The organism is Granulicella cerasi, from assembly GCF_025685575.1.
GTDB lineage: Bacteria > Acidobacteriota > Terriglobia > Terriglobales > Acidobacteriaceae > Granulicella > Granulicella cerasi.
Genome location: NZ_JAGSYD010000005.1, coordinates 188590 through 210207, shown reverse-complemented (window position 1 = coordinate 210207; position 21618 = coordinate 188590). Strand labels below are relative to the sequence as shown.

Genomic DNA, 21618 nt, shown 5'->3' with positions numbered 1-21618 from the left:
GAGCGAGGTTAGGAGACAGGCACAAGCTCAAAGGTATGCGACTTCGGCTTTGCGAGCTCGCGCGCCTTCTTCACGACGGCAGCCTCCAGCGTGTCCATTGCCTGGGATGCTGCTGACTGCTCGGCGAACTTATCGGAATCCAAAGCGACCTGCACATGGCGGAAGCGATCGAAGTGGAGGTCATTATGCTGTGCCACCGCCTGGTACACGTCGAAGGCCTGGTCCGACATCGGCGTGACGATCGGCGCGAGGTTCACGCCATTTGCGAGCTCCACATCAGAGAAGGTGCTGATCTGCTTGCCATCAATTCGCAGAGCGTAGACGCCCGGCTTCAGCCCCTTCACCGCCATCGGCTCTTCGTTGAGCAGCGTCATCAGGTCGGAGCTCTCCACTACGAGACTTACCGTCGGGCCTCCACCCCACATACTTTGCCACTGCGTGAAGGGAAGCGGCAAGGCATCGTCAAGTTCGGTCCACTTCACACCATTCGAGGCATCGAGTGCGGAGATCTTTGTGTGTTCGCTCTCCTTCACGGAAGCCTTCGAGCCTTTCACGTCGATCGTGACTGCGGCGACTGTGGGACGAGCATCCCACGCACGCAGCACTTGTCCCGCGAGCATCAGATGTCCGCCGAATGAAGGATGAATGTGGTCCGGCAGGATCTTCGAAGCCGTGTCCGGGTCTTTAGCAAACGCCTTCTGCAGCATCTTCACAAAGTCTGTGTTCGCATCGGCAACCGTGATGCCGTTCGCCGCACCGTAGTTCGCAATCCAACGACCATAAGCCACGAGTGCGTTGTTGTAGATGTAGTTGTTCTGGATCGGGAATGCAGGCGGCCGCGTTACGTTGTCATACGGAGAAGGCTGAATCGCCGTAAGTCGAACCCCCGGCAAGTCTTTGCGGAGGGTGTTGACGATGTACTTCATGCCGTCGAAGTATGTCTTGTCGAGCTCTTCGGTGGGGGCCTTGTAGCCTGCATCATTCATGCCCAGCATGATCGTCACGACATTCGGCTTGTAGGCCACCACATCGCGTTGCAGTCGAGTGTCGATCGGTCCACCACCACCACCGCTGACGCGATCGCCGCCCCAGCCGGAGTTCGTATACTCGACAGTCATGCCCGGATAGCGCGTCATCGCATACGTTTCGATGATCATGGTGTACATGCGCTGGTCGGTGATGCTGTCGCCGTAGAACACGACGCGATCGCCATCGTGAAGGTAGAAAGGCTTCTCTTGTGCGGACAAGCTGGCGGCGACGAGACCCGCAGTGGCGATGGCGGCGGCAATGCGACGATGCATATTTCTAGAGACCTCTGTTCCTCGAATTTGCAAAAGCGAGGTAACGATACCATAAGAATCCCAGCGTTGTAACCTCACGATAAGCGGCGGGGCCGTGCAAGACCTTGGCAATCCTGCTTGCACGGCCACATAAAAATGGTAACGATACCGCACGGAACCACTCGCGCAATCTTTATCGCGTGAGAAGACGCATAGCCGTCGCCTCGGGCTTTGTTTTCGCCATTGACTTGGCGAGCTTGACGAAATTTCGAACAAGCACGGAAGCAGGCTCGTCGCGTGTCACGATGGCGATTTCGGAAAACGCTTCGCGGTACTTGAGCTCTCTGACGACGATGCCTCGGCGCTGCGCTGCTACTACGGAGCGGGGGAGGATCGAGACGTCGAGTCCCGCAGCGACGATTGCGACCGCGGTGTACATCTCTGCGGTTTCCTGCAGAATGTTCGGCGTGAAGCCTTGTTGCTGACATAGGTCGAGGATCTGATCGAAGAAGCCCGGTGCCCATCTTCTGCCATACAAGATGAAGTGCTGATCGCGCAGGTCAGCAAGGTGTAGGTCCTTCTTGCGAGCGAGAGGATGCTGCTTGGAAAGCACCATGACGAGTGGCTCTCTGTGTATGCGAGCGAAGCTCAGGCCTTTGTGTTGAGCGGGCATGCGCGCGAATCCGATGTCGAGCTCCTTGTCGGCCAGTTGCCGCAACTGGTCGCTGGTGCGCCAGTTCATCAGGTCCAGTTGCACGCCCGGGAAACGCTTGCGGTAAGCAACGGCGAGAGGCGGAACGATCTCCAGGGCCGCGGAGGACACGAAGCCAATCCTCAACCGTCCGGTCTCTCCGCGAGCGGATTCCTGAGCTTGATCAACGGCTCTCTTCACGCGATGAAGGATGTCACGAGCCGCCTCGAGAAAATCGGCTCCCGCTTCGGTCAGCCGTACGCTGCGCTTATTCCGCAGAAGCAACTGTGCGCCGACGCTCTCTTCGAGCTGCTGGATGTGCGCGGTGAGTGCTGGCTGCGAGATATGCAATCTCTGGGCCGCTCGCACGAAGCTAAGCTGTTCCGCGACAGCGATGAAGGATTGAAGATGCTTCAGCTCCATGGACATTCGGGAGTATTCAGCCTTTCCGAATAGACAATGCGCAAAATACGATTGGACTGATTATAGGTCGCGGGATTCAATGGTGACAGCCCTTGAGACTTGTCCTTTATTCCCGTTTGAAGAACAGCGAAACTCCCGATGCCTGCGCATGAATTCACCCTGATCGTGTTTCTGGTCTCCATTACGGCCGGTCTCCTCGGAGCCATCACCGGACTGGGCGGAGGTATTGTCGTGACCCCTGCGCTCACCTTATTGCTCGGGGTGGATATCCGTTATGCCATCGGAGCAAGCCTTGTCTCCGTCGTGGCAACCTCGTCAGGCGCGGCTGCGGCGTATGTGCGTGATGGCCTTTCGAACATCCGTATCGGAATGTTCCTCGAAGTCGCGACGACGGTCGGCGCGATCTCAGGTGCACTCCTCGCGAGTAAGACGCCTACGGGCGCGCTGACGATCTTGTTTGGGTTGGTGCTGCTTCATTCAGCATGGAACGTCATTCGCATGAAGAGGGATGAGGCACGGGAGAAGCATCCTGATCCGCTAACGCGCAAGCTACGCCTGGGCGGCGATTATGTAACCCCGCAGGGCACGATCCACTACGAGGTCGAGCATGCGAAGGCGGGCTTCGGACTCATGTACGTTGCGGGGATGCTCTCCGGTTTGCTGGGCATTGGCTCCGGTGCGCTGAAGGTCATCGCGATGGATCGGGTCATGGGGATTCCGTTCAAGGTTTCGACGGCGACAAGTAGTTTCATGATCGGTGTGACCGGTGTCGCAAGTGCCGCGATCTATCTCAAACGTGGTTACATTCAGCCCGTCATTGCGCTGCCGGTCATGCTGGGAGTGCTCGCGGGGTCAATGGTGGGCGCTCGCTTGTTGCCCAGATTGCCTGTGGTCACACTGCGCCGCGTATTTGCCGCGACCGTCGCGATCATCGCTGTGCAGATGATTGTGCATGGACTGCGAGGTTCGCGATGAGCGCGCAGGTTACGGACAAGTCTCTGGAGCGGCTGATCAGCTTGACGCTGCGCGGCGGAGTGCTCGCGGCGACGACGCTCGGACTGCTGGGCGGAGCGTTGGCGCTGATCACGGCACATCCGCAACCAGCGGAGTTCCATCACTTCATCGGCGAGGCGAGCCTGTTTGCGTCTCCGGCAAGCACAGTGCGGCTGCTCTTCAGCACAAGCGCAAAGCTCGCCGACCGCGGACAAGCCTTGGCTCAACTCGGAATCATCGTGCTGCTATTGACGCCCATCATTCGCGTGCTCTTCTCGATCATCGGCTTTGCGCTGGAGCGTGATCGGATATACGTCGTCATCACGTGCATCGTGCTCGCTACGCTGACGGTCAGTTTGATTCTTCATTGATCTGTGTGCGGCTGCGACTTCCCGGTGGCATTTCAAAATTTCTGGCTGGATGCTGCAAAATTACAGAGGCGTCGCTGGCAGAGCGACGCGCTGTGCGGGAGCCAGATTGCGACAAGAGAATCATGTAGTGGGGATCGATTTCGGAACGACGAACAGTTCCGTCTCCCTCGTACGTCAAGGAAGCGTAGAAGAAGTAGCGTTCAGATCCCGACTGGGGAGCAGCCGCTCATCGCGCTCGCTCCTTTATCTGGAACGAGGCCGATCCACTGCGGGAGCGAGCGGTGTGCGCTCCTGGACCGGTGCTGAGGCGGTTGAGCATTACCTGGAAGCGGATGAAGATGAGATCCAGAGACGTCTGATCCAGTCTCTGAAGAGCCATCTCTCAGCGCGCAGCCTGACAGGTACAGAGATCTTCGGTCGGCAATATCGCTTTGAAGAACTGGTGGCGCGCATTCTGCGTGATCTTCGCGCTCACGCGAGTGAAGCGTTTGGTTTCGACGTGACCCGCGCCGTTGTTGGACGTCCGGTGATGTTTGTCGGGGCAGGGGATGAAGCTGACAACGTGTTCGCGGAGCAACGCCTGTTGGCTGCATTCAAGGACGCAGGTTTCGAAGACGTGAGTTTCGCGATGGAGCCGGTCGCCGCCGCTCGAGCGTATCGCGCTGCAAACGCGACCGAAGGCGTCGCGCTCATCGGTGATTTCGGCGGAGGTACAACCGACTTTTCTTTGCTCCGTGTGCATCAGGGAGCAGCGGAAGTGTTGGCGAGCACGGGCGTCGGGTTGGCGGGAGATGCCTTCGACGCGCGCATCGTCCGCAGGTTGATCTCTCCAGCTTTGGGCTCTGAGTCCTCGTCGACCTCCTTCGGCAAGCAGTTGCCGACATTGCCTGCGTGGATATTCCGTCGGCTGGAGCACTGGCACACCTTGTCATTCCTTCGCACGCGCGAGGTGCGCGATATGTTGCGCGTGGCTGAAACACGAGCTTCAGAGCCGGACAAGATCTCTGCTCTGCGGACGATCGTGGAGGAAGACCTGGGCTACGTACTGCATCAAGCGGTGCAGAGCGTGAAAGCGCAGCTTTCCGTGAGCGAGACGGCCACCTTCTCGCTCGAGACGGGTTCGCTCCAACTGCATGAGGATGTGCAGCGGTCGGATTTCGAAACATGGATCGCGCCGGAGTTGGAACGCATGGAGCGGTCAATTGATGCGGTGCTGGATGCTGCCGGGCTACGTGCGGCTGAGGTGGATCGCGTTTTTCTCACCGGTGGCACTTCGCTGGTTCCGGCGGTGAGGAAGATCTTTACGGATCGCTTTGGTGAGGCCGAGGTCAACTCCGGGGACGTATTTACCTCGGTGTCCCAGGGCTTGGCGTGGCTCGGATCGGATGACAGCAATCGTTGATTCAGGCGCTTGCCGAAGGTCGATAAGTACAGACCCGGGCGAATGCTTTCGTTCGTCCAAGTCGATATAATTCGGCAGCTGACTTGTATGGATATTCTTGCCGTTGCAAAGCGCGCTGGCGTTTCGAGTGCCACCGTCTCGCGAGTGTTGAACTACCCGCAGAAGGTGCGGGAAGAGACGGCGCAGCGCGTTCGCGACGCGATTCGCGAGCTCGAATACATTCCTAACAACAGCGCTCGGAGCCTGCGGTCCGGGCGCAGCAATGTCTATGGCCTGATCGTCTCTGACATCCGCAACCCCTTCTTTCCCGATCTCATCGAGCAGTTTGAGGCGTTGGCGACCGAGCACGGCATTGACGTCACCTTTGCCAATAGCGGTTACAGCGAAGACCGGATGTTGGCCAGCGTGCGCCGTCTGCTCGAGAGAAACGTCGCAGCCGTTGCTGTGCTTACGTCGGAAGTGAGTGAGGCCGCGATCCAGCGCATTCGCGACGCGCGTATTCCTGCGGTGTTCCTGAATCAGCCGGTGCTGCTCGGTGACGTGCACAACATCACGGTGGATTATCTGAATGGGCTGAAGGAAGCGGTGGATCACCTGCTGATGCTGGGGCATAAGCGGATCGGCTTCGTGGCAGGGCCACCGACGTTAAGTTCGGCTGCCAGGCGTCGCCAGGCGTTCGTCGAGGCTCTTCGTTTGGGCGGACTGAAGGCGAATGAGCGTTTCATTTTCGAAGGCGATCATAAGATGACCGGCGGTCAAGCCGCCGCCGAAAGCATCTTCAGCATGAAGCAACGACCTACCGCAGTCATCTGCTCGAATGACATGACGGCTGTGGGCCTACTGCACGCCACGCAGCGCCTGGGATATTCGGTTCCAAAGGACTTGTCGGTCGTCGGCTTTGACGATCTCATTTTCAGTGAGATTGTGCAGCCGGCGCTCACGACGTTGCATCTCTCGCGGCTCGACATCGCGACACGAGCATTCTTCGCTTTGCATCATGGCCGTGACGCCAACGCATCGGCGCAGACCGAAGTGATCTTGCCACGGCTTGTAGTCCGCGACTCGACCGCCCGCATTACCTCCTAGTCGGTGCGGGTTTCCGCTGTAGCAATATCGCTCGGTTGTACCGCTGCGCGAGGATGCACGGAAGGTTCGCTGCCACGGCATAAACGCCGATAACGACGGACGCCCATCGCGGGTTCCAGAGGAAGAAGACAGGTGCACAGCAGAGTTGCAGCCAGTGTGCAAGCTCCGCGCGTCGAGTTTCTGCGAGGAAACGCTGCGAGTCGCGCACGTCGAATGAGCGGAGAGATTTTCGCGCGCCTCCCAGCCAGCTTGCGCCGTCCGGTAAGTGCCTTTTCCACTGTGGTACGCGGAGATGCCGATAGAATCTGGCTGCGCGTCGAGGCTGACTTATCTCCGTCAGGACATTGTCATGCTCGAAGCGCTGCAAGGGCACACGCAGGATAAGCGCGCTGATGGTCAGTTGCACAACCGGCCACAGAGTGATGTCCAGGACCGCCGTGAGCGCGGGCTTCATACTGCGCGCCCCTTCCATTCGCTCGGGCGATTCATAGCGCGACGATACGCGGAGCGAGCGAAGATGCCGAAGAAGAACACCAGCGGCACGGGGTAGAGGACGCAGCTGTAGAGCCGAAACGAGCCTATCTGTCGAGCGAAGAAGAAGACCTCAATGCTCGCGAGCACGTACAACGCGAGCGAGCATGAGAAGAACGCGCCGTGGGCAAAGAACGGGATGAGCGCCGCAGAGGAGAGCGCCGAGAGCCACACGATCGAGACGAGCAGAACCTTTCTGTCTGTCACTTGCGCGCCGTTTGCGAAAGCCTTCGTCCAACTCGAAACGAGTTGCCGAAAGCCGTCAGGGAACATCCTCATCCTGAGTGTTCCGCGACCCACGCGACAAACAGGTGTCACACCTGCTTCGCGGAGCTTCGACGCCAGATGCAGGTTCTCGAGCACGTGCCGTCCGACTGAGGCGTGGCCGCCGACCTTCCAGTAGTTCTCTCGACTAATGAGGAGAGACTGACCGAACAGGTGGCTTTCTCGGAAGCTGCCAAACCCTCCGGTTCCGAACGCCATCAGCAGGTTGAAGAAGAGCGACAACTCTTCGTAGGATCTCTCTGTTGCGGTGAACGGAAAGACGGATAGCGCGCTGTTCTGCATGTCACTCAGACCAGCCATGTGGGACAACGCGTGCAGGCCACCGCCATCGAACTGTGTATCCGCGTCGAGAAAAAGAAGTAGTTCATGGCTCGCGACGCGCGCGCCTTCTGTGCAGGCCCATGCTTTTCCGGTGAACCCGTCAGGAAGAGCGGTCGGACGAATCACTCTTGCCCCGAGGGACCGTGCAACCTCTGCGGTTGCATCCTGCGAGCTGTCGTTCACCACGATCACCTCGAGCGCGGGCGAGCAGCCAATCGACGCAAGCAGCTTGGCGATATTCCGCTCCTCATTGCGCGCGGGGATGATGATCGAAAGGGGGCGGTGAACTTCTCCCGGTTCATGCGTAGGCTTGTTGTCGATGGCGGGCGCCCGCGTCATCAGAACGAATCCGCTGATCAAGCCAATCGCGCTGAAGAGAAGCCACCAGATCATTGCTCTATTTGCTCGAGAATCATGCGGGCCACGTGCTGACCGCTGAGGGACACCATGGGCATGCCGCCGCCGGGATTGACGCTGCCGCCTACGAAGAACATGTTCTTGAAGTCGGCGCTTCGCTTCGGAGCCTTGAACGCGAAGTTGTGGCGGCGGTCGCAGACGACCCCGTAGATGGATCCGCGATTTGAGTAGTAGGTCTTCTCAATATCAAACGGCGTCCAAAAGTCTTCGACGATGATGTGCTTGCGAAGATCGGTAAGGCCCATCCGTTCGAGCTTGTCCAGGCATAACTCTTTCAGTGCCACACAGTCTTCATAGGTGTATGGGCGCTTGGACTGTAGCGGTGGAATATGCGGGAGAATCTTGATGTTGTCGCATCCCGCCGGCGCCTGCGAAGGATCGGTGCGTGTAGGCGCAACGAGGTAGATTGTCGGATCGTCCGGGAGCCGCTTCTCATGGAAGACGCGATCGAAGTGCTGCGACTGGTCCTTCGAATAAAAGAAGTTGTGGTGGGCGAGTTGCGGATACTCGCGGTCGAGTCCGAGATGAAGAACGATTCCCGAACATGCTGGCTCAAACCGCGAGAGCCGCTTCAGCTGCCGAGGCGTCTGTTGCAGAAGACGTTCTGATGCAGGGATGACCTCCATATTTGAGATGACGAAATCTGCGGGAACGAAGGTAGTCGCGCCCTGTGCGTCACGCAATTCGACGCCAGAGACACGGTCACCCTCTTGAGTGATGCGTGTTGCCTCTGTCTGCAGAAGAACCTCGACGCCCAGTTCACGCAGTCGCCGCTCAAAACCTCGCGCGAATTCGTACAGACCACCCTTGACATACCAGAGCCCGAAGCCTAGCTGGATGTACGGCATCAGGTTCATGAAGCCTGGCGAGTCGTTCGCAGACGAGCCGACGTACTTGATGAAGTAATTGAAGATGTCGCGCAGATACTGATTGCGAACGCGGCTGTTCACCGCGCCGGACATCGAGTGCATCCAGTCCATTTCGCGTCCGCCCATGAGACCGTAGAAGCGAATCAGTTCCCAGAAGCCATCAAGGCCTTCGCGAAGATAGCCGCGCTCGACGACGTCGTACTGCTGCTTGGAGTACGCGACGAAGCGTTCGTAGTCATCAAACGCTGTCCCTGCATCCGGGAGTCTAGACAGCTCGGAGCGCATCGTCTCCGTCCGTTCCCACAGGTCGAGTACGGTTCCGTCCTCAAAGAAATTTCGCCATTGCGGGTCTACTCGCTCGAGCGGCACATAGTCTTCGAGGGTTTTTCCATCGCCTTCAAACAGAGGTCGAAAGACCTGCGGCAGCGTGAAGATGGAGGGGCCAAGATCGAATTTGAAGCCTTGTGTTTCGAGCAGGTTCAGCTTGCCGCCGAGTTGCCCGTTCTTTTCGACGAGAGTGACCTGGATGCCGGCCTTCTGGAGCTGTATAGCAGCGGACATGCCACCGATGCCAGCTCCGATCACGACCGCGGTAAGAGGTTTCGACATTTACATCTCCGTCTGGAGTGTTGAGGTGTGAGCGTGAGTCGCGCCTACGAGGTAGGGCGTCATTAAGGCCATGGCAAAGGCAAACGCGCCGAACCATCTTCCGATTCGCGAATGGCGGACGCGAATGATGATGCTGAGCTGGCGATAGGTTGCAGGGAGAAAAGGAAACCAGTGGCGTTCGCGTGTCTTGCGAGCGCGTTGCGTCATGACAACTTTCGTCTTGCTGAATGTAAGCAGGCCTTCAGCGCCGTGATAACGTCCGTAGCCGCTGGCACCATTGCCGCCAAAGGGGGCCTCGGGGTTGGCGATATTGCGGATCACATCGTTGATGGCGATATTAGGCGCGCGAAGTGCGCTCGCAACGCGTTGTGCTTTGCGCAGGTCGCGCGTCCAGATGCTGGCTCCCAGAGCGAAGTCGCCGCTATTGGCGCGGCGTACTGCCGTTTCTTCCGCATCGAATTTGCCGATGCAGAGAATGGGGCCGAAGCTCTCATCACGTAGGAGCGTAGCGTCGTTAGGTACATCCGTCAGTATGACGGGGAAGCGTCCCGTCAGGTCTTGCGCATGGAGCACTCGTGCTCCGCGCTGAACGGCCTCGTCGATTTGAGAAGCGAGTCGAGTTCGTAAAGCATCTGACAAACTCGCTGACATTTCACCCGAATCCGCTTGCACCGGTCGCAACTGCCGGATGCGCTCTACGAGCTTCGCGACAAAGCTTTCGTAAAGAGATTCTTCGACGAAGACTCGCTTAATGCCCACGCACACCTGTCCGCTATGAAGGAATGCTCCGTAAACAACGCCTTCAATCGTGCGTGGCAGCGAGCAGTCTGCGAAGACAATGGCGGCATCTTTGCCACCAAGCTCCATCAGTGAGGGAATGAGGAGCCGACCCGCGCGCTCTGCCAGCATTCGCCCATTGTGCGTGCTCCCGGTGAAGCACACGAAGTCAGGCCGCGCCTCGAGGTAGTCTCCTGCAGAGTCGGGCGCATCGGTGAATACTTGAAGAAGGTGTTGCGGCAGCCCTGCTGTTTGCATCAGATCCTGCAGGACAGCCGCAAGATGCGGTGTCTGCTCGCTCATCTTCAGCACGACGGCGTTGCCAGCGTAGAGTGCAGTGAGTGCAGGAACCATCGAGAGCTGTAGCGGATAGTTCGAGGGTGCATAGATCAGCGCGACTCCATGCGGCTCATAGTAGCGCGTAAATCTGGCAGAGCCAAAGAGCAAGCGGCTGCGTCCCAGGCGAAGCGGCGACAGAATTCTTTCGGCATGATTTCCGTAGAAGCGGAAGTGCTCCAGCGTAACCAGAAGATCTCCACCCAGCGCATCGAGCGGAGGCTTGCCCGTGTCTGCGACGATCGCATCAACGATCTCCTCCTGGCGCTCGACGAACACGTCTGCAAGTCGCGCGAGCATGGCATGGCGAGAACGCCAGGAGGATGCGGCCCAGAGTTCTCCTGCGCGGCGTGATCGAGCGATCACCTCGTTCTTCATTGTGCTGGTTCCGCGAAAGCGATCTGCCCATATGGCGTGGCTTCGCGATGGGGAACGCGGTACTTGGCGCAGAGCATGTTCGCGGCGATGCGTGCTGATTCGAAGATCGTCGGCAAGCCCGAACCGGGATGAGTGCCGCCTCCAACGAGATAGCAGTTGTCGACCTCTTCGAACTTATTATGCGGTCGAAGGTAGAGCATCTGTGTCCAGTTGTGGCCCATGTTGAAGGTCGCTCCGGCGTAGACCGAGTTGCGCTCCCAGTCCGCGGGCGTCACAATCTGTTCCGCGACGATATGCTCCTCAATGTCGTGGAATACCGAACGTTCCTTGAGCAGTTGCAGCGCCATCTTTCGATAGTCGGACTTCTTCATCTCCCAATCGATCTCGCTGAAGTTGTTCGGCGTGGGCACCAGGACGTAGAGCGCAGAGTGACCTTCGGGAGCAGTAGAAGGGTCATTCACCACGGAGTTTCGCACGTATACCGACACGTCTTCCGAGGCGATCTTGCGTTGCGAGATGTCTGCCAGATTGCGCTGGTAGTCATTCGCGAAAATGATGGTGTGGTGGTCGGAGTCGGGGTAGGTCTTGTCTACGCCAAGGTAGAGCATGAAGGTGGAGCAGGACCAGCGTTTGCGCTTCAGCGTATCGGGTGTGTATTTGCGCAGCGTGCCGGGCTCGAAGAGCGTCGACATTGCGTGTCCGAAGTCGGCGTTGATCACAACTTCGTCGTACTCGCGTTTTTCTCCGTCCATCAATTCAATGCCGGTGGCGGCACCGTTCTTGGTCAGCACCCGGTGTACCGGCGTCGAGGTGAAGATCCGCGCACCCTCTTCGCGAGCGACCTCGGCGAAGGCGTCGCTGATGCGGCAGAGCCCACCCTGCACGTGATAGATTCCGTGCGCGTGCTCGGTGTAAGGGATCATCGCGAAGAGACCGGGACAGTCCCAGGGGGACATGCCGAGGTACTTCGACTGGAACGTGAATGCGAGGCGAAGCTCTTCAGAGCGGAAGTATTTGCCGAGCACATCGAAGAGGGACCGGCCCATGGCGATATGCGGCACAGCAGAAAAGAGCGTTGCGCTCAGCATGGAACTCAGCGAGCCATAGGGCTTCTGCAAGCACGGGTAAAGCTTCTCAAAGCGTTCGCTCTCGCGCTTCAGGAATTGATCGAGTGCCGCTCCTTCGCCGGGGAACACCCGCTCGATCTCTACGCGCATGTCGTTGGGATCGGAACGCGCAAGCAATGACTTGCCGGGGAAGTTGAGGCGGTACATCGGGTCCAACTGAATGCAGGTGAGATAGTCCTCGATGGCGCGACCGGTCTCCTGAAAGAGCTCGTCGAGCAGGAACTTCATCATCAGGAATGTCGGACCGAGATCGAAGCGGTACGGCCCGAGCGTGAGCTCCGCGTTGCGGCCGCCGATACGATTGGCCTTCTCGTAAACGTCTACTGCAAAGCCTCGTGAAGCAAGGAGCATGGCGGAGGCGAGACCACCGGGGCCAGCGCCGACAATGGCAATCTTCTTGGGCATACGATCCTTCGGGACAACTTCACCAAGAGCACGGATCTAGCGCTTGGTGCAGCGTTCGATCCGCAGGAGGCGATAAAAACACGACGTTTTCAGCAAGATACACTTGCTCCTCGGATGCAGGGAAGCGCGAAGTGGTTGGAAGGCCAGAGTTACCGCATTCGTCGCAGTGATTTGAGCTGCATCGAGGAAGCGCCACGATTATCGGAGGTCCTCTGCAGACGAGGATTGCCGTGTAGTGTCGCAGGTGCTTCAATGGAGATGTTGCGCAAGCTCATCGCCATCACGTTGCTGGCAATCTTCGGACTGCCATTTGCTTCCTCGCTCTTTGCGCTTACGCCGAAGAGTGAAGCGAATTTGCCTGCGTGCTGCCGCCGCGGCGGCAAGCATCATTGCAGCATGAACATGGCGGGCGGCTCTGACTCCAGCAGCTCGCAGCCGCACTTTTCGGCTCCGGTAGAGAAATGCCCGTACGCGCCGATGATGCATGTTGCTGATCATCAGCCGATGATGTTGCCGATGACTTACGTCGCTTTCCGCGCGCCGAGTCTCGAGCGTCAGCCCGACATCGTTCGTCAGGCTGAGTCCGCCATGCGGATTTCGCGTGAACGCTCTCGCCATAAGCGCGGCCCCCCGGTAGTTTCCTCTCTCTCGAACTAAATCCGAGTGCGCGTGCACTTGGTCAACGCGATGCGGGCTTGGGCCTGCGAGCGCTTCATCGAGCCATTGGCCTACGAGGCGAATGAAGCTCCTTGAGCGTCAGCGACGAATGTGAGGAAATTTTGCTTCGGCATAGATATATGTACGTGGCCGCGACCGTTGCGGCCCTGGGATCGTGCTGCGCGTCTGCGCAGGTGAACAGTAGTCTCTCCGGGGTCGTTCTGGACGGAGCTGGTGCAGCTGTTGTCGGCGCGCAGGTTGAGGTTTCGCAAGGCGGACAAACTCTGTTTTGTGGAGCGTCGGACGCTACGGGACACTTTTCTTTCGCGGATGTCCCCGCAGGCGCTTACATGGTGCGCGTCAGCCGCGAAGGCTTCCAGACGAGCTTGCAGAGTATGACTTTGCGCGCAGGCACTCCGGTTGCGTTGCGCACGACACTGTCAGTGGCGTCGTTGTCACAGAGCGTTACGGTAGATGCGCAGACCGCGCTGGTCACCGAGCTGCCGACGAGCCAGACGCACACTGCGGTGAGCCGGGAGGAGTTCAAGAACTCGCCGGCGATCACGGTTGCGGACATCGTCAGCCTCATGCCGGGCGTCAGTTTCGTGACGGGCAACGGTCCTCGCGATATCGCGGTCTCTGTCCGAGGATCGAGCACGCGCCAGACCTACGGCGTCCGCAACGTGCAGGTCTTTGAGGATGGCTTTCCCGTAACCCAGCCGGATGGGCTTGCCCGCATGGACCTCACAGATCCTCACGCGTATAGCGGCGTGGATGTCGTACAGGGGCCGTCCTCTGCGCTCTACGGCAACTACGCCACCGGAGGAGCAATCAACTTCCATACGCGTTCGGGAAGTGACATCCACGGCGTCGAGGTAGGAGCGGACTTCGGCAGCTTTGGATACTTCAACGACTATGTCACCTATGGTACCGGCAGCGAGCGCTATCAGCTCGCCGTCTTCCTGAGCAACGTCCGCGCCGAGCAGGCGACGTCGAACAATCAGTTCAACACCATCACGGCCAACATCCTGGCGAGTTTTGCAGCAACGCCCCGCGATCGTATGACGTTCAAGTTCATCAACAATAACCTGGATACGAACCTCTCCATCCGACTCTCGCGCACGCAATACGCGTTGAATCCCTATCAGCGCGGTTGTGCCGTATATAGCAGCGCCTTCGCAGTAAACGGCTGCGCAAGTGTGAGCGTATTCACCAACGGATTTACTGGCACCAGGCAATCATTGGCTGCAGCGGAGGCCGGGCTGAATCGACATGATCGTCGTACGATCGTGGGTGCCCGATATGAGCATGATGTGAGCGCCGACACCACGTGGCAAACGCAGTTCGTGTGGGACGACCGCGTTGCGAATCAGCCGACGAGTGCTTCGGCATACCGTGGAACGCTGCCGTCGTTCAACGTGGTGAGTGACCGGCTGCGCCACGGCAAGCTCGGGGGCAAGGAGTCGACTACCTACGTGGGAGGCTTCTTCAATTACGAAAACATCAGCTCAACCAGCGCGAACCTCATGCCTGGCGGGAACGCTGCCATCGGTGCACCGACGCAGACGATTCAAGGTGATCATTTCAACACAGGTTTCCACCTGCGCGCCGAGTATGCGCTCGCCCCTCAATGGACTCTCGTTGCAGGTGTCGGAGGTGAATACACCCAGCTCGCTGCGGTCGCGAACAACTTCACCTATACGGTGGCTACGAGTTCGCCGCTGACGATCTCCACGGCCATCAATCCTGTACGCGGTGATCGGAACTTCTTCAACGTGGCCCCCGAGTTTGGTGTGCAGTATCGTCCCACGAGTGTGTGGAAGCTGCACGGACGCATAGGTACCGGCTATGGCACGCCGCAGGCGACCCAACTGTTCACGACGCCGCAAGGACTGTTCGGCAACAACACGACGCTCAAAACGCAACGCAATATCGGTGTCGAGGGAGGAGCCGACCTGACACTGAGTAACGTCCTGACGCTCTCGGGGACGATCTTCTATGAGTGGTTTCGCAACGAGATGGTGACGCAATCTCCTGGCGTGAACCTGCAGAGCTTTACTTTCAACGCACCAGCCTCTGCTCATCGTGGTGTTGAGTTGGGAGTCGACCTTCATCCGCTGGTTCACGCGCTGCCGGGCTTGAGGATGCGTGGAGCTTATACCTACGACAACCAGATTTACACCAACTACACGGAGCAATTGACGAGCAGCGGAGTCACGGCGAGCTTCGCGCGCGCGGGACTTCGCATTCCCGGGGTGCAGCCTCACACACTCAACGCTCGCATCCTCTACGATCAGCCGAGCGGCATGCTTCGCGGGTTTGGAGGCTATCTGGAAGACGGTTGGCGCGATGCTTTTTATCTCGACAACGGAAACCTGCTGAAGGCGCCGGGCAATAATCTGTTGAACCTCAGCCTTCATTACGATCCTCCTGCGAAGCATGGGCTGGCTTCGCGGCTGCGGTTCTTCTTCGATCTGCAGAACCTTGCGAACGTGACCTACGTCGCGTCTGCGGGCAACATTACCAACACGCTGAATGCTGCTGGCCAGCAGAACGATGCGAGCGTGCTGGCGAGTGTTACGGGCTCAATCTATGCGGGGACGCCGCGTGCGTCGTACGGAGGCGTTCGCCTGCGCTTCTAGCGGGCGACGATGATGATGAAGACACTCAATCATTCCAGCAGCAGAGAAGAGCAGGGACGTCGGACCTACAGGATGATTTGGCGTTGGCACTTCTACGCCGGTCTATTCTGCATCCCTCTCGTGATCTGGCTCGCGCTGACAGGCTCGATCTATCTCTTCAAGCCGCAGATTGAACGCTGGCTCGACAGGCCCTACGACCACCTGACGGTCGACGGCGCCCGCGCGACGCCAGAGCAAATTGCGACGGTCGCCGTAGCTGCCGTGCCGGGAGCGAGCCTGCACTATTACGAGCTCCCACCCAGTGACCATGCGGCTGTGCGTGTGATCGTTGGTGTAGGGACGAAGGAGTATCGCGTGTATGTGCACCCGCAATCGCGCGCGGTGCTGCATACCGTCGAGGAAGACAGACGGCCGATGCGGGTGCTCTTCTATCTGCATGGCGAATTGATGGCAGGCAAGCTCGGCTCTTATCTGGTCGAGCTAGCGGCCTCGTGGGCGGTGGTCCTGCTCGTCACGGGAGTGTATCTTTGGTGGCCGCGACAGATAGACAGTCTCGCTGGAGTGCTCTACGTTCGCCTGCGAAAGGGTAGCCGACTCTTCTGGCGCGACCTGCACGCCGTGACGGGATTGTGGATCTCCGCGCTCGCTCTCTTTCTTATCCTTACGGGTCTGCCGTGGGCCGCGGGATGGGGCAGCTATTTCAAGGGCATGCGTTCGCTCACTGGAACGGGAGTCGCCCGGCAGGACTGGGCGACCAGTCGCAGTGGTGAGAACACAGATCGTGCGGCACTGAACAACAACAGCACGAGCTTGATGGACGCGATGCCGGGCATGGAACACTCCGGGCATACCGGCCACTGGATGCATCACATGACCGCGCCGGATGCTTACGCGCCCTTGAACCAGCTGGTTCCTGTAGCGCAGGACTTGAAGCTCGCCTCTCCGGTCGAAATCATGCCGGCGATGCTGCCTGGCGGATCGTGGACGATCAAGTCCGATGCACAAAATCGCCCACAGCGTGTCGTGCTCCGAGCTGATCCAAAGACAGGAGCCATCAAAAGTCGCCAAGGCTTTGCGCAGCGATTACTGCTGGATCGCATCGTCGGCGTGGGCGTCGCCGCGCATGAAGGGCAGCTGTTCGGCGTGGCGAATCAGTTGTTAGGTCTGTTCGCTGCGATGGGACTCGTGCTGCTCTGTGTGAGTGCGGCTGTCATGTGGTGGAAGCGCCGGCATGTCGGCTCGCTCGGAGCTCCTATTGCGATCTCGAGGCCGCGCTGGACGGTTGCGCTGATCGTACCGATGTTCGCGTTATTACTGTATCTGCCTGCGTTCCTGATTTCGTCGCTCCTTGTGTTGCTCTTAGAGCGCTACGTGCTTTCGAGGATGACCGCCGCCGGGCGATGGCTCGGGCTACGGCATGCGGCCTAATCGCGGTTCGCGCGACGGAAGATGAATGTTCGTTGCACGGCAAAGCTCACCAGCGAGAGCGGTGTATCAACGCAGAGCTTCGCAACGAATATGTTCCAGTGCGCCTGATGAGTGAGCAGCCAAAGCAGGCCGTAGCTCAGTCCAGCGATGCATGCGGCCAGGGCGTAGTAGCGAAGCAGAGAGTTCGCCACGGACCCGCGATTGTGGAAGACGAAGCTGCGGTTCAACAGGAAGTTGAGCAGAGAGCTCGTGCGGCCGATCACGATGGAGAGCGCAAGGTTCTTCGTCGCCTCATAGGCGAGCGCGAAGAGCAAGAGGTCCAGCACCGCTGCCAGGATCGACGAGAAATAGAAGCGCGCCAGCACGAAGTAGATGCGCATCGAGTCGCGAATCGGGTTGAAGTGCGACGATCGATTGGAGTCGATGTAAACCGTCTGGATGGGTACCTCCAGCGGACGATGACCACGACGGCAGAGATGTGTGAGCACGTTCATCTCGTACTCGTAGCGCTCGCCTTCGAGCGGCAACAGCTCGGGTAACAGAGCCGTGGGAAATCCTCGGAGTCCGGTCTGCGTGTCGGTGACCTGTGTGCCTGTGACGAGATGGAAGATCCACCGCGTGAGCGTATTGCCGAAGCGGCTGCGGAAGGGAACGTCCGTGTCGAAGCTGCGAACGCCAAGCGTGACCGTCGGTTGTGAATGGATGGAACGGGCGAGCGCCTCTGCGGTGGCGAGGATGTCTTGCGTGAGGTGCTGTCCATCGGCATCGGCTGTGACGACGCCTTGTATCTGCGGGTAGCTTGCGAGGATGTAGTTGAACCCCGACTTGAGCGCGCGCCCTTTGCCAAGGTTCACTGCGTGCCGGAGGACTGGTACGCCGGCTTCACGGAGCGCGGAAAATATAGCCTGCGACGCCTCGCCGCTGCCATCATCCACAACGACGATTGTTCCGAAGTCTGCACCTTGCAGTTCGCGCACCGTGGCGAGCAAGGCATGTTCCGGCTGCCACGCAGGTAAGAGCGCTGCGATGTTTCCTAGAACGCCTGGAGCCACGGTTGTCATTCGCTGGTTAGCGTATCAGAGCTTCTTGTTCTCTGCCGACGACATAAGTGAGTCGGCGCGCATCTAACCCGTGAAAAGAAGGACTTCGCGAAGGTGAATGTCATTTTTATCGCGGCCATCGTGGCCGTCAGTATCCTGCTCATGCTGTGGCGACCGTGGCGACTTCCAGAGGTCGTATGGGCCGGCAGCGGTGCGCTGCTGCTTGTTCTCTGCCGTTTTCTTCCGTGGCATGAGGCTGGTCGAGCGATTGCGAAGGGGAGTGACGTCTATTTCTTCCTGATCGGCATGATGCTGCTTCCTGCCGTGGCCAGGGAGAATGGCGTCTTCGACTGGGTTGCATCTCTCTCAGCCCACGCGGCTCGAGGTTCTGCGGCGAGACTTTTCCTCCTGATCTATGGGTTCGGCACGCTCACGACGATCCTCATGTCAAACGATGCGACTGCGGTTGTGCTGACCCCTGCGGTACTCGCAACGGTGCGGAGAGCGAAGGCTCAGCCACTGCCGTTTCTCTTTGCGTGCGCGATGGTGGCGAATGCGGCATCGTTTGTTCTACCCATTTCTAATCCAGCGAACCTCGTCGTGTTTTCGAAGGCCATACCGCCGCTCGGAAGTTGGCTGAGTTCTTTCCTGCTGCCTTCGATCGCGTCGATCATCGCCACGTATGCCGTGCTGCGGTGGGCCTTTCGCGAGGATCTTTCGCCGGCCTTGGAGCCATGCCAGGAAGCGCAGCCTCTTTCTTCCGCCGGGAAGGGAACCCTGATCGGCCTTGGCTTTGCGTGCATCGTCATGCTCAGCGCCTCCGCGCTTCATTGGGATCTCGGCGTACCGACCTGCCTCGCTGCCGTCGCCGTTGCGATTTGGAGCTGCTGGCGCGATCGGCTTTCGCCGCTGAAACTGCTGCGTGAGGTGAGCTGGCAGACCATTGCGCTCGTCGCCGCGCTCTTCATTCTGGTGGAGGCCGCGGAACGCATCGGAGCGCTCACGCTCAGCACGAGGGCGCTGCAGTGGGCCGACAACGTGAGCCGTCACGGCGGACCGATGCTCGCGGGCCTGTCCGTCGCGCTCGGCAACAACGTGGTGAACAATTTGCCCGCTGGTTTGCTCGCTGGGGCTGCGCTTGCCGCTTCTCACACTTCGCCTCTGATGACGAGAGCGGTTTTGATTGGTGTCGACCTCGGACCGAATCTATCGGTAACGGGTTCGCTTGCAACGATTCTCTGGATGCTGGAGCTGCGCAAGGAAGGCGTCGAGATGAGCGGCTGGCAATTCTTGAAGATGGGCCTCATCGCAATGCCGGTGGCACTTGTGGCCAGCTTGCTCACGCTTCTCGTTGCGAATCACTAAATCAGCCGTTCGGTTCAAAGCGATACCCCACCCACGGCTCGCTGACCACGTACCGCGGTGTTGCATCCGATTCGATCTTCTTACGCAACTGTGCCACCAGCACACGGAGATAGTCAGGCTGATCGACACCTGCAGGACCCCATACCGTGCGCAGCAGTACCCGGTGTGTGAGTACTCGGCTGGGACTCCGCGCAAACGCCAGGAGGAGATCGAATTCCTTGGGCGTGAGATGGACGAGTTCTCCGCGCACTGTGACCGAGTGTGCGCTGGTGTCGATGACAAAGTCACCTTCCGTGATGCAATCGTCAACGGTTTGGAATTTCGTAAGTCTTCGACGTAACTGCGCTCGCACTCGCGCCTGAAGCTCCGGCATATTGAAGGGCTTCGTGAGGTAGTCATCCGCACCCTCGTCCAGCGCCATCACCTTCATGGTGTCCGTCGACTTTACGCTGAGCACAATGATGGGTGTGTCCACGACGCGCCGAAGCGCCTGCGTGAGTTCAAGACCATCCATCTCCGGCATTGCTAAGTCGGTGATGATGAGGTCGGGGTTTTGCTGCTGAACGAGCTCAAATGCCTGAAGACCGTTGCTGGCGGTGATGACTTCATACCCGCTGCTTTGCAGAGCAGTGCGCAGCATCCTCGCAATCTGCGGTTCGTCATCCACGACCAAAATGCGGCTCATGCAGGTTCCTCGCTCTTCATTGTCCTGCGGCCAAGGCGCTTCTTCAAAATATTTTCGAGAGTACAGCCGGGCGTTGCGGCGGCCTAAAAATGAAAGACGACATCCGAGGCCACGGTGAATTGATTGGTTCGCGTGCCGTTGTCATAGGCCCGCCTGTCCCACGCGTGGTCGAACCGAAGCTCTGGGCGGATCTGCACGGTGGTACCGATCCAATGGCTCCACATCAGTGTCTCTTCGCTGTATTTGGTGGCGTGCCCTGTGCGTTGGCCCTTCTTGTCATTCAAAAAATCCGTTCGCAAAGAAATGAAATCATGTGGCGATAGCTGCTTGTTCACGTAGTTGACCGCCGCCCACTCAGGAGCGAAGCACCGCTGCAAGCCCAGCCTGCAGTTGGCGCCGTTGGTTCCTTTTTCCGGGACGATCGAACCGTTGATGCTGGGGACATCACGCTGCGACATCGAGTAGACCTCTGTCGCCAGATGCCAGGTGCTTCCGATCTTGTGATACCAGGTGGCGTCATACATCTGGAGATTGTTGAAGGCGTACTTGCCATCGTTGATGCCGTTCGCGCAAAGATAGAAATTATCATTCACGCTCTGAGTGGTATAGCTCACACAGCCTGTGAACGCGGGCTTCGCATCTGTAGTCCACGGGGCAACATCGTGCCCAGCCGATACTCCGGCCTGCACGGTCCATCGGTCGTTGAGTTGAATCGTCGCGAGAGCACCTGTATCGGTGAACGGATCAACGGCATAGAGTAGCGAGTGGCTGAACATGTAGTTGTTCGGCGTGAGCTGCGCTTCAATGCCGGGAATCGAAATGTAGCGTCCCACGCGAAGATTCATTCCTCGGCCCACATGTGGGAAGTAGATATCGACGTACTCGAGCACCGGGTCGAAGCCGTACTGGCGATTGTGATCGAGAAGCTGGCTGCTGAAGTAACCTTTATTGGTTGTGGAGCGATAGTCGGTGCCGAAGAAACCGGTGAGGTGGAAACCCCAGTCGATGTGGTCACGTTGCACCGAGTCGGGCAAGCGCTCTACGTACACCACCGCCTGGCCCAGCTCTACGCGATTTGAGTAGATGTCATTCGTCTCGGGATAGTTTCGGTCTCGCGAGGTAGAGAGGTTCGCTGTCGGCTCGATCCAGCCGTACACCTTGGTTCGAGTTCGTGCACCGTTGATGGCTGTTTGTAACGGATAGACGTTGCCGTCCGATTCGCCAATCGTCGGCGAGCCGCCGTAGGACCAGTCGGCACTGGGGAAGGGCGGGGAGTTCAGCGGTGAGGGAACACCACGTCGCGGCGCTCCCGGACCGGAGGGCGAAACTCCACTCCAGTCTGTTCGATAAAAGCTAACGAAGCGCTCCAGAAACCCTTGTTTGTCGTTCTGTGTGGAAGGCGCGCCTGTCTGTGCCGACGCTGAGACCGCCGCAGCGAAGAGCATCAGGATGAGCAATCTCGCGCGTTGTCGTTCGCCGAGGGTCAGTGTCTTCATTTCG

The 21618-nt window shown here is 58.8% G+C and carries 18 protein-coding genes; 8 read left to right on the top strand and 10 right to left on the bottom strand.

Annotated elements, in window-relative coordinates:
• Positions 1-8 precede the first annotated feature (8 nt).
• Both OHL11_RS16030 and OHL11_RS16025 read right to left on the bottom strand, forming a co-directional pair.
• Positions 9-1301: an SGNH/GDSL hydrolase family protein gene (locus OHL11_RS16030; protein WP_263372548.1), complete on the bottom strand. Its 1293-nt coding sequence runs from the start codon at positions 1299-1301 to the stop codon at positions 9-11.
• A gap of 172 nt (positions 1302-1473) precedes the next feature.
• Positions 1474-2394: a LysR family transcriptional regulator gene (locus OHL11_RS16025; protein ID WP_263372583.1), complete on the bottom strand. Its 921-nt coding sequence runs from the start codon at positions 2392-2394 to the stop codon at positions 1474-1476.
• A 138-nt stretch (positions 2395-2532) separates the two neighbouring features.
• Here OHL11_RS16025 and OHL11_RS16020 point away from each other — a divergent pair, with 138 nt between their 5' ends.
• The 4 genes from OHL11_RS16020 (at position 2533) to OHL11_RS16005 (ending at position 6246) form a co-directional block, all read left to right on the top strand.
• Positions 2533-3369 carry a sulfite exporter TauE/SafE family protein gene (locus OHL11_RS16020; RefSeq protein ID WP_263372547.1) on the top strand — a complete coding sequence of 279 codons (837 nt, stop codon included), beginning with the start codon at positions 2533-2535 and terminating at the stop codon, positions 3367-3369.
• Positions 3366-3758: a DUF1634 domain-containing protein gene (locus tag OHL11_RS16015; RefSeq protein ID WP_263372546.1), complete on the top strand. Its 393-nt coding sequence runs from the start codon at positions 3366-3368 to the stop codon at positions 3756-3758. The genes OHL11_RS16020 and OHL11_RS16015 overlap by 4 nt, the downstream gene beginning before the upstream one ends.
• Before the next feature lie 127 nt (positions 3759-3885).
• Entirely contained in the window at positions 3886-5160 is a 1275-nt protein-coding gene (locus tag OHL11_RS16010; RefSeq protein ID WP_263372545.1) for an Hsp70 family protein, read from the top strand.
• 87 nt (positions 5161-5247) lie between these two features.
• On the top strand, positions 5248-6246 hold the full coding sequence (locus tag OHL11_RS16005; protein ID WP_263372544.1) for a LacI family DNA-binding transcriptional regulator: 999 nt from the start codon (positions 5248-5250) through the stop codon (positions 6244-6246).
• On the opposite strand, the gene OHL11_RS17410 is transcribed toward OHL11_RS16005, so the two are convergent.
• The 5 genes from OHL11_RS17410 to OHL11_RS15985 are packed head-to-tail and all read right to left on the bottom strand — an operon-like array spanning position 6236 to position 12301.
• Entirely contained in the window at positions 6236-6700 is a 465-nt protein-coding gene (locus OHL11_RS17410) for a glycosyl-4,4'-diaponeurosporenoate acyltransferase CrtO family protein (protein ID WP_390233845.1), read from the bottom strand. The two genes, OHL11_RS16005 and OHL11_RS17410, sit on opposite strands and share 11 nt — an antisense overlap.
• Positions 6697-7776, bottom strand: a complete 1080-nt coding sequence (locus OHL11_RS16000; RefSeq protein WP_263372543.1) for a glycosyltransferase — start codon at positions 7774-7776, stop codon at positions 6697-6699. Before OHL11_RS16000 ends, OHL11_RS17410 begins: the two co-directional genes overlap by 4 nt.
• Entirely contained in the window at positions 7773-9278 is a 1506-nt protein-coding gene (locus OHL11_RS15995; protein ID WP_263372542.1) for a phytoene desaturase family protein, read from the bottom strand. Before OHL11_RS15995 ends, OHL11_RS16000 begins: the two co-directional genes overlap by 4 nt.
• Positions 9279-10769 (bottom strand): aldehyde dehydrogenase family protein, encoded by a 1491-nt coding sequence (locus OHL11_RS15990; protein WP_263372541.1) that lies wholly within the window; start codon positions 10767-10769, stop codon positions 9279-9281.
• A complete protein-coding gene (locus OHL11_RS15985) occupies positions 10766-12301 on the bottom strand; it encodes a phytoene desaturase family protein (protein ID WP_263372540.1) in 1536 nt (511 codons plus the stop codon). Before OHL11_RS15985 ends, OHL11_RS15990 begins: the two co-directional genes overlap by 4 nt.
• Before the next feature lie 258 nt (positions 12302-12559).
• Here OHL11_RS15985 and OHL11_RS15980 point away from each other — a divergent pair, with 258 nt between their 5' ends.
• The 3 genes from OHL11_RS15980 (at position 12560) to OHL11_RS15970 (ending at position 17028) form a co-directional block, all read left to right on the top strand.
• Positions 12560-12958: a hypothetical protein gene (locus OHL11_RS15980; RefSeq protein ID WP_263372539.1), complete on the top strand. Its 399-nt coding sequence runs from the start codon at positions 12560-12562 to the stop codon at positions 12956-12958.
• 146 nt (positions 12959-13104) lie between these two features.
• On the top strand, positions 13105-15600 hold the full coding sequence (locus OHL11_RS15975; RefSeq protein ID WP_263372538.1) for a TonB-dependent receptor: 2496 nt from the start codon (positions 13105-13107) through the stop codon (positions 15598-15600).
• 72 nt (positions 15601-15672) lie between these two features.
• A complete protein-coding gene (locus tag OHL11_RS15970) occupies positions 15673-17028 on the top strand; it encodes a PepSY-associated TM helix domain-containing protein (RefSeq protein ID WP_263372537.1) in 1356 nt (451 codons plus the stop codon).
• Here OHL11_RS15970 and OHL11_RS15965 read toward each other — a convergent pair.
• Positions 17025-18080, bottom strand: a complete 1056-nt coding sequence (locus OHL11_RS15965; protein WP_263372536.1) for a bifunctional glycosyltransferase family 2/GtrA family protein — start codon at positions 18078-18080, stop codon at positions 17025-17027. The genes OHL11_RS15970 and OHL11_RS15965 overlap by 4 nt on opposite strands.
• A 102-nt stretch (positions 18081-18182) precedes the next feature.
• On the opposite strand from OHL11_RS15965, the gene OHL11_RS15960 reads away from it, so the two are divergent.
• Entirely contained in the window at positions 18183-19433 is a 1251-nt protein-coding gene (locus OHL11_RS15960; RefSeq protein ID WP_263372535.1) for an arsenic transporter, read from the top strand.
• Position 19434: 1 nt separating this feature from the next.
• On the opposite strand, the gene OHL11_RS15955 is transcribed toward OHL11_RS15960, so the two are convergent.
• Both OHL11_RS15955 and OHL11_RS15950 read right to left on the bottom strand, forming a co-directional pair.
• Entirely contained in the window at positions 19435-20118 is a 684-nt protein-coding gene (locus OHL11_RS15955) for a response regulator transcription factor (RefSeq protein ID WP_263372534.1), read from the bottom strand.
• An 83-nt stretch (positions 20119-20201) separates the two neighbouring features.
• Positions 20202-21614, bottom strand: coding sequence for a porin (locus OHL11_RS15950; RefSeq protein WP_263372533.1), 1413 nt, complete (start codon positions 21612-21614; stop codon positions 20202-20204).
• Positions 21615-21618: the final 4 nt, after the last annotated feature.